This window comes from Clostridium tyrobutyricum DSM 2637 = ATCC 25755 = JCM 11008 (assembly GCF_000359585.1).
GTDB classification, from domain to species: domain Bacteria; phylum Bacillota; class Clostridia; order Clostridiales; family Clostridiaceae; genus Clostridium_B; species Clostridium_B tyrobutyricum.
The window spans coordinates 64145-77994 of sequence record NZ_APMH01000003.1 but is presented as its reverse complement, the minus strand read 5'-3'; the positions used below and the strand labels follow the sequence as shown (position 1 = coordinate 77994).

The 13850-nt window shown below is 31.7% G+C and carries 15 protein-coding genes; all 15 read right to left on the bottom strand.

The window, feature by feature from the left end:
• Nucleotides 1-31 precede the first annotated feature (31 nt).
• The 15 genes from coaBC to pstC all read right to left on the bottom strand — a co-directional run bounded on the left by coaBC (nucleotide 32) and on the right by pstC (nucleotide 13847).
• On the bottom strand, nucleotides 32-1222 hold the full coding sequence (gene coaBC, locus J418_RS0102520) for a bifunctional phosphopantothenoylcysteine decarboxylase/phosphopantothenate--cysteine ligase CoaBC (RefSeq protein ID WP_017750671.1): 1191 nt from the start codon (nucleotides 1220-1222) through the stop codon (nucleotides 32-34).
• Nucleotides 1222-1440: a DNA-directed RNA polymerase subunit omega gene (gene rpoZ / locus J418_RS0102515; RefSeq protein WP_017750672.1), complete on the bottom strand. Its 219-nt coding sequence runs from the start codon at nucleotides 1438-1440 to the stop codon at nucleotides 1222-1224. Before rpoZ ends, coaBC begins: the two co-directional genes overlap by 1 nt.
• Nucleotides 1421-2050, bottom strand: a complete 630-nt coding sequence (gene gmk / locus J418_RS0102510; RefSeq protein ID WP_017750673.1) for a guanylate kinase — start codon at nucleotides 2048-2050, stop codon at nucleotides 1421-1423. The genes rpoZ and gmk overlap by 20 nt, the downstream gene beginning before the upstream one ends.
• The gene (remA, locus tag J418_RS0102505; protein ID WP_017750674.1) at nucleotides 2050-2328 is read right to left on the bottom strand and encodes an extracellular matrix/biofilm regulator RemA; all 279 of its coding nucleotides are present in this window, start codon (nucleotides 2326-2328) and stop codon (nucleotides 2050-2052) included. Before remA ends, gmk begins: the two co-directional genes overlap by 1 nt.
• 13 nt (nucleotides 2329-2341) lie before the next feature.
• Nucleotides 2342-3220, bottom strand: a complete 879-nt coding sequence (locus J418_RS0102500) for a YicC/YloC family endoribonuclease (protein ID WP_017894724.1) — start codon at nucleotides 3218-3220, stop codon at nucleotides 2342-2344.
• Between the two features lie 203 nt (nucleotides 3221-3423).
• A complete protein-coding gene (gene spoIVA / locus J418_RS0102495; RefSeq protein WP_017750676.1) occupies nucleotides 3424-4902 on the bottom strand; it encodes a stage IV sporulation protein A in 1479 nt (492 codons plus the stop codon).
• 82 nt (nucleotides 4903-4984) lie between these two features.
• Nucleotides 4985-5980: an NAD(P)H-dependent glycerol-3-phosphate dehydrogenase gene (locus tag J418_RS0102490; RefSeq protein WP_017750677.1), complete on the bottom strand. Its 996-nt coding sequence runs from the start codon at nucleotides 5978-5980 to the stop codon at nucleotides 4985-4987.
• Nucleotides 5981-5982: 2 nt separating this feature from the next.
• On the bottom strand, nucleotides 5983-7302 hold the full coding sequence (gene der / locus J418_RS0102485) for a ribosome biogenesis GTPase Der (protein ID WP_017750678.1): 1320 nt from the start codon (nucleotides 7300-7302) through the stop codon (nucleotides 5983-5985).
• A 27-nt stretch (nucleotides 7303-7329) separates the two neighbouring features.
• On the bottom strand, nucleotides 7330-8670 hold the full coding sequence (locus tag J418_RS0102480; RefSeq protein WP_017750679.1) for a DUF512 domain-containing protein: 1341 nt from the start codon (nucleotides 8668-8670) through the stop codon (nucleotides 7330-7332).
• Nucleotides 8671-8822: 152 nt separating this feature from the next.
• Nucleotides 8823-9821 (bottom strand): inorganic phosphate transporter, encoded by a 999-nt coding sequence (locus tag J418_RS0102475; protein ID WP_017750680.1) that lies wholly within the window; start codon nucleotides 9819-9821, stop codon nucleotides 8823-8825.
• Complete coding sequence (locus tag J418_RS0102470; protein WP_017750681.1) at nucleotides 9814-10437, bottom strand: DUF47 domain-containing protein; 624 nt, start codon at nucleotides 10435-10437, stop codon at nucleotides 9814-9816. The genes J418_RS0102475 and J418_RS0102470 overlap by 8 nt, the downstream gene beginning before the upstream one ends.
• Nucleotides 10438-10611: 174 nt before the next feature.
• Nucleotides 10612-11268 (bottom strand): phosphate signaling complex protein PhoU, encoded by a 657-nt coding sequence (gene phoU, locus J418_RS0102465; protein ID WP_017750682.1) that lies wholly within the window; start codon nucleotides 11266-11268, stop codon nucleotides 10612-10614.
• Between the two features lie 36 nt (nucleotides 11269-11304).
• Nucleotides 11305-12054, bottom strand: coding sequence for a phosphate ABC transporter ATP-binding protein PstB (gene pstB, locus J418_RS0102460; RefSeq protein ID WP_017750683.1), 750 nt, complete (start codon nucleotides 12052-12054; stop codon nucleotides 11305-11307).
• Between the two features lie 12 nt (nucleotides 12055-12066).
• The gene (pstA, locus tag J418_RS0102455) at nucleotides 12067-12954 is read right to left on the bottom strand and encodes a phosphate ABC transporter permease PstA (RefSeq protein WP_017750684.1); all 888 of its coding nucleotides are present in this window, start codon (nucleotides 12952-12954) and stop codon (nucleotides 12067-12069) included.
• Nucleotides 12954-13847 carry a phosphate ABC transporter permease subunit PstC gene (pstC, locus tag J418_RS0102450; RefSeq protein ID WP_017894723.1) on the bottom strand — a complete coding sequence of 298 codons (894 nt, stop codon included), beginning with the start codon at nucleotides 13845-13847 and terminating at the stop codon, nucleotides 12954-12956. The genes pstA and pstC overlap by 1 nt, the downstream gene beginning before the upstream one ends.
• Nucleotides 13848-13850: the final 3 nt, after the last annotated feature.

The window sequence follows — 13850 nt, the reverse complement described above, 5'->3', positions numbered from 1 at the left end:
CCATCAATTTTGTTAAAATATATCTTTGCAATTATGCTAAATCAATTATGTCAAATAATTTTCTAGCTAGCTGTCTTTTACTCATCTTGAGTAAATCCAATTTTTCACCCGTCTTTGACAATACTGTAACTTTATTGTCATCTGAAGCAAAACCTGTATCTACAGCAGTTATATTATTTGCAACTATATAATCTAAATTTTTTCTTTTCAATTTTCCCTCGGCATTTTTAATCAGATCATTACTTTCTGCTGCAAATCCTACAAGTATCTGTTTGGTTTTTATTTCACCAAGTCTCTTCAATATATCTGTATCCTTTACAAAGTTCAATGAAAGTTCATCTTCTGACTTTTTTATTTTAATATCAGAATATACTTTTGGCTTATAATCAGCCACTGCTGCAGCTTTTACAACTATATCCTGCGAATCAAAATTATCCAATACAGCATTTAACATTTCTCTATTTGTATTGACGCCTATGTGATTTATTCCAAAAGGGATTGGCAATTTTGTAGGTCCTGAAATAAGTGTAACTTTTGCTCCCCTGTCTCTAGCTTCTTCAGCAATACAATAACCCATTTTACCTGATGATTTATTGGTTATATATCTTACTGGATCTATACAGGCTAAAGTTGGTCCTGCAGTTACAAGAACATTTTTACCTTTTAAATCTTTTTTATCGTACAGCATACTTTCTATTATCCCTGATATAAAAGAAGTATCTGGAAGTTTTCCATCTCCTATATCACCACATGCAAGTCTTCCACTATCCGGTTTTATAAATTCATAGCCCAACTTTGACAATTTATCTATATTCTGCTGAACTATAGGATTGTTATACATATTTGTGTTCATTGCCGGTGCAAATACTACTGGTGACTTTGTAGCCATAATAGTAGTAGATAAAAGATCATCTGCTATTCCAGATGCAACCTTTCCTATTATATTCGCAGTAGCTGGAACAATCAGCATTAAGTCGGCTTTTTTTGCCAGAGAAATGTGTTGTATTTCCCACGCACGTGGTTCTGAAAACATATCCGAGTTTACTATATTTTGGCTAATAGTTTGAAAGGTCAGAGGAGTTACAAACTCCATTGCTGACTTTGTCATTACTACATGTATATCAAAATTCTTTTTTTTTAGTTTGCTTATTACATCAAGTGCCTTATAAACAGCTATTCCCCCAGTTACTCCAACAACCACTGTCTTTTTACACTTATCCATTATTTTATACCTTCTATTACAGTTTCAAAATCTACTAGTCCCTTATCAATTTCATTTATAGCTATTGTAACTGGTTTAGTAGACTTTATGTCAACCATAGGCTCTGATCCTTCAATTAACTGTCTCGCCCTTTTAGATGTTATTGTAATCAAAGTGTATCTATTATCTACTCTTTTTAATAAATCTACAATAGATGGATTAATCATAGAGTTGCTCATTTATAATACCCTCCTTAGAATTTAATATTTCGTCTTTTACCCTATCCACTCTGCACCTTTCAGCTATAATTATGGATTGTATTGTTTCCACTGCATTTTCAACAGTATCATTTATAACAGCATAATTATATTTTGACACATAATTTATTTCTTTATAAGCAGATTTAAATCTAGTCATCAAAGATTCTGGAGTTTCACTTCCTCTTGATATTATTCTATGTTTTAATTCTTTCATAGATGGAGGTAAAATAAATACAAATACCCCCTGAGGATAGCTTTCCTTTACCTTAAGTGCACCTTGAATATCAATTTCAAGTATTACATCTTTTCCTTGTCCTATAGCTTCCAAGGCATACTGCTTTGGAGTGCCGTAATAATTTCCATATACCTCAGCATATTCTAAAAAATCTTCGTTTTTTATTTTACTTTCAAAATCTTTTTTTGTCAAAAAGTAATAATTGACTCCATCTTGCTCACCAGTTCTTGGCTGCCTTGTGGTAGCAGAAATAGACATCCAAAAATCATTTTTTTTGAGAAGAGCTGAACAAACTGTTCCTTTACCAGCACCTGATGGTCCTGATACTACTATTAAAAGTCCTTTTTTTTTCATTATTCCTCAACCTCTACTATATCTTCCTCCATGTCTTTATTGGATGACAATCTATGTGCTACTGTTTCGGGCTGCACTGCTGAAAGTATTACATGATCACTATCTGTTATTATTACAGCACGAGTCCTTCTTCCATAAGTTGCATCTATAAGCATTCCCCTATCTCGTGCCTCTTGTATTATTCTCTTTATTGGAGCAGACTCCGGACTTACTATTGCCACCAATCTATTTGCCGATACTATATTTCCAAAGCCTATGTTTATTAACTTTATGCCCATATGTTTCCTCCTCTTATTCTATGTTTTGAATTTGCTCTCTTATCTTTTCTATTTCATTTTTTATGTTTAAAGTTAATTTAGTTATTTCTAAATTGGTAGATTTAGAAGCTATGGTATTAGCTTCCCTGTTCATTTCCTGTAATATAAAATCTAATTTTCTGCCAACAGGTTCATCCAGCTCAAGAGTATCTTTGAATTGTATTATATGGCTGGATAACCTTACTATTTCTTCGTCAATACAGGATTTATCCGCAAATATGGCTACTTCCATTGCAATTCTAGTTTCATCTAGCTCATTATCATTTATTAAATCTTTTAATCTATTATTTAATTTACATCTAAATTCTTCGACTATTATATCAGATTTATCATCTATACCTTCTAAACTTTTTTTAATAGAATTACATTTTAAAATAACATTATTTTTAAGTTTAATTCCTTCTTTTTCTCTCATATTTAAAAGCATATGTATAGCTTCATTAAAAGCAGGTTCTAATATGTCCCAAATTTCATCCAAATTCTCTTCTGTCTGTTTTACAGTAATTATATCAGGAAACTTTGAAATAAGTCCTAAAGATATGCTTTCTTTTATATTATATCTTTCTTTTAACTCTTTTAGACATTTAACATAACTATCAGCAAGCCCTTGATCCAATACAGCCGTAACATTTTTATTTTCATAATTACCTTGAGTAATAAATATATCTACTTTACCTCGTTTTACTGACTTTTGAACCAATTTTCTCATTCTATCTTCAATTGGCATAAAACTTTTGGGCATTCTTATATTTAAATCACAATATCTATGATTTACTGTTTTTATCTCCACTACAAAACTGCCTTTGGGGTTATCTACACTTCCCCTTCCAAATCCAGTCATACTCCTAATCATTGAAATTCATCCTTCCACACTCAATAATAAATCATTATTAATTATAAGCTAATACCAATTACAATTTCAAGATATATATTAATATTTCAGCTTAAAGCACATTTTAAAACGATTATACCATAAAATACTCATAATAGACACACCCATAGAAATATTATACTATTTCTATGGGTGCGTCTATATGATAAATTAGTGTTATTGATTTAAAGTATTATACATATTAGCCCGCCATTTCCTTCATTTATTATTTTTTGGAGTGTCTTTTGTATTTTAACCTGTACATCTTCCGGCATCTTGTAGAGCTTATTTTGAAGTCCCTCTTTTACAAGTATTTCAAGAGACTTGCCAAACATATTGCTCTGCCATATTTTAGATGGGTCACTTTCAAACTGTTCAAGAAGTGATTTTACCATTTCCTCACTTTCTCTTTCTGTTCCCATTATAGGTGATATTTCAGCCTCTATATCAGCTCTTATAAAATGTAGGGATGGTGCACTGGCTTTTAATTTAACCCCGAATCTATTTCCCTGTTTAACTATTTGAGGCTCCTCTAATTTCATCTCGGAAAGCTGTGGAGCTACTAATCCATAACCATTTTCCTTTACATCTTTTAATGCATCAGATACCTTGTCATATTCAACCTTTGCACCATGCATCTCAATTACAGCATTTAAAAGATCACTTTCACTTTGAATTTCTTCGGAACAAACCTCACTTAATATTTTATAGAATAAATCCTGTTTTGGTTTGATTTCGATTCTGGATGTACCTTGTCCCATATTTATTTCCTTTATTATGGATTTTCCTATAAACTCCACATCACTAAAACCATCTAAGGACCGTTCTATATCTCTCACTTTATATATGTTTTTACACATATCTCTTGCGAGATTTATAAAATCCACTTTTAACCAATGGGAAAGCTCCAACTTTTCAATCCATTCTGGTATATCTATGTTTATCTCTTTTATAGGAAATTCTTTTAAAATTCGCTGAAAAACATTAGTTACATCTTCTTCTTTCATATTCATAACATCCATTATTTGAACGGGAACATCATACTTTTCTTCCATAGATTTTTTAACATCTATAGTTTCAGGATCATAAGGATGTTTTGAATTAAGTATTATTATAAAAGGTTTATTTATAGACTTCAATTCTTCTACTACCCTAGATTCAGGTTCCAAATAATCTTCTCTAGGTATATCTGCTATAGAACCATCTGTAGTTACTAAAAGTCCTATTGTAGAATGTTCATCTATTACCTTTTTAGTACCTATTTCAGCTGCCTCTTCAAAAGGTATCTCATAGTCATACCAAGGAGTAGATACCATTTTGGCCTCTTCCCCTTCCATGTATCCCACTGCAGTTTTAACAATATATCCTACACAGTCTACCATTCTTACTTTAAATTTGGTATTTTCATTTAAACTTATTTCTATAGCCTCATTAGGAATAAATTTAGGCTCTGTTGTATGAATGGACTTTCCTGATGAACTCTGAGGCAATTCATCTTTAGCCCTCTGTTTCTTATAGGAATTCTCCATATTAGGCAGAACCATAAGTTCCATAAATCTCTTTATAAAAGTGGATTTTCCAGTTCTAACTGGTCCTACAACTCCTACATATATATCTCCTTGTGTCCTTTCTGATATGTCCTTGTATATATCAAAGTTATCCAAAGTATACCCCCCAAGATTCTAATAATAACAATATATATATATTTATAGGAATTGCATATTATTCATATATTATAAAAATTTATTAGTTTTCATCCTTTTTGTCTCTAGTCATCAACTCATATACAACTTGTTTTGCATCTTTTTTCTCAAATAATACTTTATATAGAGAATCAGTTATAGGCATTTGTACATTTAGCTTATTCTTTAATTTATAGAAGGCCCTACAGGCTTTTATACCTTCAACTACCATTCCAACTTCCTCAACCGCTTCTTTTGCAGATTTTCCCTTTCCTATTAGTATTCCAGCCCTTCTATTTCTGCTATGCATACTAGTACAAGTAACTATAAGATCTCCTATTCCTGTAAGCCCAGAAAAGGTTTCCTTTTTTCCTCCAAGTTTAACTCCTATGCGGGATATTTCACTAATTCCCCTTGTCATAAGAGCTGCTTTTGTATTATCACCATATCCAATTCCATCAGATATTCCTGCTGCCAGTGCAATTATGTTTTTGACAGCCCCTCCTATTTCTATACCTCTTATATCTGAATTTGTATATACTCTAAATTTATCTGTCATAAAAACATCCTGTACATTTCGTGCTATATCCATATTTTCTGAAGAAACTACAACTGTAGTTGGCAACTTATTAGCAACTTCTTCAGCATGACTCGGGCCTGAAATAACTACAACTTCATTTTCAGGCAATTCTTCTTTTATAACTTCAGACAATCTTTTTCCCGTCTCTTCTTCAATTCCTTTAGCAATACTTATAATAATTTGGTCATTCCTTAAGTAATATCTTATATTTTTACACATATCTCTAATAACATGGGAAGGAATTGCTAAAACTATATACATACAATTCTGTACCGTGTTTTTTAAATCAAAAGATGCTTCTATAGATTGCGGCAGTCTCACTCCTTTAACATATTTCTTATTTTCTCTTGTAGAATTTATAGAATTAATTAAGTCGTGATTTCTATCCCAGAGTATAACCCTCTTTCCTTTTTCTGCTAATATTATTGATAACGCTGTTCCAAAACTTCCAGCCCCTAAAAAACATATATCCTTGTTCATAATTAGACATCCTTCTTTTCCCTAAATTCTATTTTTATGCCAGTTCCTGTAAAGTCAAAATTATCTCTAAGTTGGTTTTCTAGATATCTTTTATATGAAAAGTGAACACAAGAGATATCATTTACAAAAAATATGAATGTTGGTGGCTGAACTCCCGTCTGTGTAACATAATAGATTTTTAATCTTTTAAGTCCGATTACAGGAGGTTCTTTCATCATAATAGCTTTATTGATTACATCATTTAGGACTCCAGTTTTCACACGTCTGTTGTAGTTGTCATAACATTTTTTTACAGTATCTAAAACCCTATTTACTCTCTGCCCTGTCTTTGCAGATATAAATAAATATGGTGCATATGGCATAAAAGATAAACTTTTACCTATCATGGTCTTGAAGTTATTCATGGTCTTTGTATCTTTTTCTACCAAATCCCATTTATTTACTATTATAAGTATAGCCTTATTCATTTCATGTGCATACCCTATTATCTTTTCATCTTGATCACTTATTGTTTCAGTAGAATCCAACAATAATATGCATATATCAGCTCTTTCTATTGCGGTATAGCTTCTTATAACACTGTACTTTTCAATTTCAGCCTTGACTTTGCTTTTCCTTCTAATTCCTGCAGTATCTATTAATAGGAACTTATCTCCATCCCTTTCAAGGTAGCTGTCTATGGCATCCCTTGTAGTTCCAGGTATATCACTGACTATTACACGTTCTTCTCCCAATAATTTATTTATCAATGAAGATTTTCCAACATTCGGCTTTCCTATAAAAGCTATTTTTATATATTCATCATCTTTTGAATCACTATCATCATCTTCAAAATACTTTACTACCTCATCCAGCATATCTCCTAAAGCCAATCCTTGAGATGCTGATATAGTAATAGGTTCTCCTATACCCAAATTGTAAAATTCATAAGAATTTTCTTCGAGTTTTAAGCTGTCTATTTTATTTACTACAAGTACTATGGACTTTCCACTCTTTCTAAGCATTTGAGCTACTTCTTTATCTGCAGCAGTAAGTCCCTCTCTTCCATCTACCATAAATATTATTACATTGGCCGTTTCTATAGCTATCTGTGCCTGTCTTCTCATTTGAGAAACAATAATATCACTGCTCTCATGTTCAATTCCACCTGTATCTATTATGGTAAAGTTATATTTAAGCCAATCTGCCTGTGCATAAACTCTATCTCTTGTTACCCCTGGTGTATCCTCTACTATAGATATTCTCTTGCCTGCCAATTTATTAAATAGAGTAGATTTTCCAACATTAGGTCTTCCTACTATAGCTACTATTGGTTTTCCCATAAGTATTCCTCCCTTATTACTAATTAATTATGATATACAGTTTTGTATTATAATATCTAATAAATCCTCACCGCTATATTCACATACGAGGATATTTCTATCCAATTTATTTTCTAATTGTTCTACCGTTATGTCATCCAAAAATACTCTTCTCTTATCAGAACCAAGTTCATATCCTTTTCTAAGCATACAGTCCGGGATAATAATATTATCACCTAGTATGGTATTCCTTGTCTGCTCCATAATATCAGTAGCAGTAATCAAACCTGCTACAGTTATTGTATTTCCAAAAAAATTATTTACTATACCTTTAACATCTATATATATTTTTTCATTAAGCTCTCTTATCTTCTCTACAGCGTTCTTAATTTCAACATAGGCAGATTTTCCTGTAACAAATGTAAATGACCCTTTTAATTTAAAGAATCCATCTTCAACCATTTTCAAACTATTTTCTATATTGTTCCTAAATATTCTTATCATTCCTATTCCATCTTCCAATTGTCCAAATCCATCATAAAAATCAGTATCAGGAACATCACGTTTTGCTATTACATAAAATTCATCGGACATCCTCACAAAAGGTTTACCCGTCTGGGAGATGTATCTATTTTGAAGTTTTTTCATTCTATCAAGTTGAACTGCTGATGAATGCTGATCATACAACTTCATTTTAAAAAGACCGGTTCTGTATTTAGTGACTCCCACGGGAACTACGGATACATTTTCAACTTGAGGATATAGTTTATATAATTCTTCAATAGTTCTTTCCAATTCTTTATCATCATTAATTCCAGGACATAAAACTATTTGACAATTTATCTTTATTCCTGAAGATGTCAGTTTCTCTAATATTTTATACAGATTCCCTGCAAATCTATTATTGGTCATTTTTATTCTGAGTTCCGGATTGGTGGTATGAACGGATACATTTATGGGACTTATTTTATATTTAATTATTCTATTTATATCATCATCACTCATATTTGTAAGGGTTACAAAATTTCCTTGAAGAAAAGCCAATCTTGAATCATCATCTTTAAAATAGAGAGTTTCTCTCATGCCTTTTGGCAGCTGGTCTATAAAGCAAAATATACATTTATTATGACAGCTTTTAGGTTTGTCAAGGATAAAATCCTTAAATTCCACACCTAAATCTTCATCATATTCCTTTTCTATCTCCAGTTCCCATATCTCACTATTACTTTTTTCTATTTCAACCTTCACATAATTACCACTTATCAAAAATTTATAATCTATAATATCCTTAACTTCTTTTTCATTAATACTTAAAATACGATCTCCAGCTTCTATTTCCATTTCTTCTGCAATACTTCCATGTGCTACTGCTGATATTTCATTTTTCATTTAAAAACTCCTAGTGTTGATTTATTACATACTTACTTATAAAATATACCGTAATACTCCCATTTAGTCAATGTAGCGCTAAATTAATCTAGTATTAAAATGACTTTTGCTTTATTTATTAAACTACTAAATCGCAAAAGTCATAAAAAATATTAAAATAGATTTATAAAAGTTATAACTAAACTTGAAATAACAGCACAACCTGGTATAGTAAATATCCAAGTTACGAGAATGTCTTTTACTATAGCCCATCTTACTGAAGAAAATCTTTTTGATGCACCAACACCCATTATGGCAGTAGTTATTATATGAGTTGTACTTACCGGTGCATGGAACATAGTAGCTGTTAATATAACACTGGATGCACCCAATTCTGCCGCAAATCCATTTACAGGCACTATCCTTGCCATTTTAGAACCCATAGTCTTAATTATTCTTTTGCCACCAAGGGCTGTCCCAAGTGCCATAGCAAGAGCACAACTTACCTTTACCCACAAAGGTACTGAAAATTCCTTGATAAATCCAGCACTTATCAATGTCATTGTTATAATTCCCATAGTTTTCTGTGCATCATTTCCTCCATGATTTAAGGCTAAAAACATGGTAGAGAAAATCTCAGCTTTTGAAAATATTTTTGTAACAGTAGATGGTCTTTTATTTATTAGAAATGCATTTATTATATTCATAAAAATGAATCCTACTATAAACCCTATTACAGGAGATAATATAAGCCATAGTATGACCTTCCAAAAAAGATTTGACCAATTTACAATAAGAAAAGTCCCTTTGTATACGACAGCTGATCCAATTAAGCCACCTACAAGGGCATGTGATGAACTGCTTGGTATTCCAAAATACCAAGTTATTAAATTCCATATTATGGCCCCTATTAAAGCTGCTATAATTACTTTTTGTGTTATATCAGCAGGATGAATTATCCCACTTCCTATAGTCTCCGCAACTTTTACACTCATAAAAGCGCCTGTAAAATTAAGTACAGCTGAAATAGCCACAGCTTGTTCCAATGACAATACTCGGGTAGAAACAGAACATGCTATTGCATTTGCACTGTCATGAAAACCATTTATTATATCAAATATCATTGAAATTATAATTATTACAATAGTTAATATAAAAGTATTACTAAGCATTTTTCATTACTACTCCTTCAACAACATTGGCTAAATCTTCACAAGAATCCAATGTATCTTCTAAATATTGATATATTTCTCTCCATTTTATAATATCAATAACTTCCATATTGCTTCTAAAAATTTGTTTAATAGCTGTTCTGGAAATTATATCTCCATTCTCCTCTATTCCATTTACTCTTATTATTTTTTCAGAAAGTGTTTTGCTCGTCTTCATATTTTTCAGTTCTTTCATTATTTCTATAATAACTTTACATGATTCCAAAATCATTTGTGCAAGTTTTCTCGCTTCATCTGTACAAACATTAACATTCAAAAGCACAAATCTACTTGCAGAAGATTCTATCAAATCGACAATATCATCCATATCTTTCGCTATAAGATATATATCTTCCCTGTCAATTGGAGTAATGAATGTTTTATTCAATTCGGCCAATATTTCATGTTGTTTCTTATCCCCTTCATGCTCTATATCCTTTATTTTTTTCATATTTACTTCTGAATTTTTAAGATCATTTAAAAATTCTACCAATGAATTAGCTGCTTTATATGCTATATTGGCACTCTGTTCAAAAAATTCATAAAACTTGTCTTCTTTTGGAGTAAAACTGAACATTATATCCCTCCCGGTTATTGAAAATATTTGTTGCAACCTTATAAAGTATACCATAAAGTAAATAAATAATAAAATAATAAAATATCCTATTTTGTCGAAAAAAATACAAGTTTTTTGGTACATAAAAAAATTCAGCTATATTTAACATAAAGCTGAACCTTTAAAATATAATATTTAATCATTTAGATCTTTTTGTTCTCCTGTAACCAAATAAATAGTTCCTTCACATATATTTGTTACATGATCGGCTATTCTCTCCAAGTATTTAAATACAAATAGGAAATATGTCATCTGGTTTATTTTTGTATTGTCCTTACTCATTATTTCAAGTATTTCAGAAAATGTATTTTTAAAAACTGCATCTATTTTATCATCCATTTCACATGCTGCATATACATCTTCTATGTCCCTGGACACATAGGCATCAAGTGCCATCTTTATCATTTTGTTAACCATTGTAGACATTTCAGATATATTTATTGAGGTTACATCATATTGCTCATTTTTAATTCTAAGAGTTATTTTAGCGATATCAACAGAATGATCAGCCATTCTCTCTAGATCTGTAACTAATTTAGATGTCGTAAATATAGTTCTCAAATCTATAGCAAGCGGTTGTTCTTTTCCTATTAGTTTTATACATTTATCCTCAATTTCCTTCTGAAGGTCATCTACCATATCATCATTTTTTATAACCTGCCTAGCTAAATCTTCATCTTGATGTACCAATGATTCTATGCACTGGTGAATTTGCTTTTCAACTATACTTCCCATTCTTAAAACATCATTATGCATTTCCTCCAATGCATAATCAAAAACTTTCCTTGTCATACAATCACATCCCCTACTTAGCTTATATTATATATATTATCCAAACCTTCCAGTTATATAATCTTCTGTTCTCTTGTCCTTTGGTTTGTAAAATATTTCCTCGGTTTTTCCATCCTCCACTATTTCACCATTTAAAAAAAATGCAGTATAATCTGATATTCTACCTGCCTGCTGCATATTATGCGTTACTATTATTATAGTATATTTTTTCTTAAGTATATCCATAAGTTCTTCTATTTTTAACGTTGATATAGGATCCAATGCAGAAGTTGGTTCATCCATTAGAAGCACTTCTGGTTCCACAGCCAGTGTTCTCGCTATACATAGTCTCTGCTGCTGTCCACCTGAAAGTCCAAGTGCGCTCCTGTTTAATCTATCTTTTACTTCATCCCATATTGCTGCACCCTTTAAACTTCTCTCAACAATTTCATCTAATGTGTTTTTATTTTTCATTCCATGTATTCTTGGTCCATAAGCTACATTATCGTATATTGACATTGGAAAGGGATTAGGATTTTGAAATACCATACCTATCCTTTTTCTTAATTCTATTACGTCATAATCCTTATATATATCTTTGTCTTCAAAAAAAACTTCTCCTTCAATTCTCACTGAATCTATAAGATCATTCATTCTATTGATAGTTCTTAAAAAAGTAGACTTGCCACATCCAGATGGACCTATTAATGCTGTTACAGAATTTTTCTCTGCATTTAAATTTACTTTCTTAAGTGCCTGGGTATTTCCATAATATAAATCCAGGTCTCTAGTATATATTGTATACATAAACTTTCCTCCTTATTTCTTGCCTGTATATGATTCATATATCTTCTTACCCAATATTCTAGCTAGAAGATTAAACAGCAGTACCATTATTACTAAAACTGCTGAAGCTTTATTTGCAATTTGTGCAGCATCAGGTACCATACCTTCTGAGTTCAATTTCCATATATAAACTGCCAAAGTTTCAGCAGGTCTAAACAAACTAAATGGTGATGTACTGCTTGCCAAATTGTCAGCTGCAAAATTCAGTCTTGGTGCACTCATACCTGCAGTATATAAAAGTGCGGCAGCTTCTCCAAATATTCTTCCAGAAGCCAGTATTATTCCGGTCAAAATTTCAGGTATTGCAGATGGAAGAACTACTTTTGATATAGTCTGCCACCTCGTTGCTCCCAATCCAAGACTAGCTTCTTTCACAGGCTTTGAAGCCTCTCTTATGGCATTCTCACTTACACGGGTAAGTGCTGGAAGATTGAGTACAGATATTGCCAGTGCACCTGATAAAAGGGTAAATCCCCAATTAGTCATGCTGACAAATACAAGGAGTCCAAATAATCCTACTACTATAGAAGGAAGGGATGACATTGTTTCTATACAAAGTCTTATTATATTTAATATTATTCCTTTTCTTGTATATTCAGCTAAATATATTCCTGCCCCTACTCCTAATGGCACACTTATAATAAGTGCTACAACAAGCATATAAAAGGAATTGAAAAGCTGAGGTCCTATACCTCCTCCAGATTCACCATATTTAGCATTTCCAAATAGGAAGGATGGCTTGAAAAATCCAACACCTTTAAATAATATGTATATTATTAAGGCAAATAAGAGTAATATTACAAAACCGGATATTACATATAAAACTTTGGTCCAGATTTTATCCTTGAGCTTAGCTTTCATTACTTAATTTCACTCCCTTTTCCAATTAATCTTATTATAATAATAAATACAAAAGATATTATAAGTAATAATAATGCTAGTGACCAAAGTGCATCATTCCAGGCAGTTCCAGATACAGTATTACCCATGTCCATAGTAAGTATACTAGTTAAAGTTGCTGTTGGACTCAATAGTCCATGAGGAAACTTTATTGCATTACCGATTACCATTTGTACCGCCAAAGCCTCCCCAAAGGCCCTAGCAAGACCTAATACAACCCCTGTAAGCACTCCATTTTTAGCTGATGGTATTATTACCTTTGATATAGTCTGCCATCTTGTAGCCCCCAATCCATAAGAACCTTCGACATAAGTTTTAGGTACAACTTTAACTGCATCTGCAGATATACTGGTAATAGTGGGTAATATCATTATACTCAGAACAATTATACCTGCAATCAAACTAAAACCTATACCACCAAATCCTGATTTTAACAATGGAATCAAGACACTAAAACCGACCCATCCATACACTACCGATGGAATACCCACAAATAATTCAATTGCAGGCTGAATTACTTTTGAGCCCAATCTTGGAGATATATAGTTCATAAATATGGCAAGTGAAATACCTATTGGAGCAGCTATCATAACTGCTCCCAAAGAAACAAGTGTGGATCCTGCAATAAATACAAGAGCACCAAGTTTAGGAGGAGTAGCATCCGGATTCCATGAAGATTTAAATAAAAATTCAGTTATTGAATATTCGTGTTTTATAAAAGTGTTTAATCCCTTGGATGCTATAAAAGCTATAATACAAAGAGTTAATATTATAATTAAAAATCCGCAGAATGTAGAAAATGCCCTTCCTATATATTCATTTTTCAAACTCTTCCATAAAGATTTTTTTTTCATTTA

Bases quoted from the DNA above. Each gene is read 5' to 3' on its own strand.
- coaBC (WP_017750671.1), bottom strand. From the start codon at position 1,222: ATGGATAAGTGTAAAAAGACAGTGGTTGTTGGAGTAACTGGGGGAATA.
- rpoZ (WP_017750672.1), bottom strand. From the start codon at position 1,440: ATGAGCAACTCTATGATTAATCCATCTATTGTAGATTTATTAAAAAGA.
- gmk (WP_017750673.1), bottom strand. From the start codon at position 2,050: ATGAAAAAAAAAGGACTTTTAATAGTAGTATCAGGACCATCAGGTGCT.
- remA (WP_017750674.1), bottom strand. From the start codon at position 2,328: ATGGGCATAAAGTTAATAAACATAGGCTTTGGAAATATAGTATCGGCA.
- J418_RS0102500 (WP_017894724.1), bottom strand. From the start codon at position 3,220: ATGATTAGGAGTATGACTGGATTTGGAAGGGGAAGTGTAGATAACCCC.
- J418_RS0102490 (WP_017750677.1), bottom strand. From the start codon at position 5,980: ATGAACAAGGATATATGTTTTTTAGGGGCTGGAAGTTTTGGAACAGCG.
- der (WP_017750678.1), bottom strand. From the start codon at position 7,302: ATGGGAAAACCAATAGTAGCTATAGTAGGAAGACCTAATGTTGGAAAA.
- J418_RS0102480 (WP_017750679.1), bottom strand. From the start codon at position 8,670: ATGAAAAATGAAATATCAGCAGTAGCACATGGAAGTATTGCAGAAGAA.
- J418_RS0102475 (WP_017750680.1), bottom strand. From the start codon at position 9,821: ATGCTTAGTAATACTTTTATATTAACTATTGTAATAATTATAATTTCA.
- J418_RS0102470 (WP_017750681.1), bottom strand. From the start codon at position 10,437: ATGTTCAGTTTTACTCCAAAAGAAGACAAGTTTTATGAATTTTTTGAA.
- phoU (WP_017750682.1), bottom strand. From the start codon at position 11,268: ATGACAAGGAAAGTTTTTGATTATGCATTGGAGGAAATGCATAATGAT.
- pstB (WP_017750683.1), bottom strand. From the start codon at position 12,054: ATGTATACAATATATACTAGAGACCTGGATTTATATTATGGAAATACC.
- pstA (WP_017750684.1), bottom strand. From the start codon at position 12,954: ATGAAAGCTAAGCTCAAGGATAAAATCTGGACCAAAGTTTTATATGTA.
- pstC (WP_017894723.1), bottom strand. From the start codon at position 13,847: ATGAAAAAAAAATCTTTATGGAAGAGTTTGAAAAATGAATATATAGGA.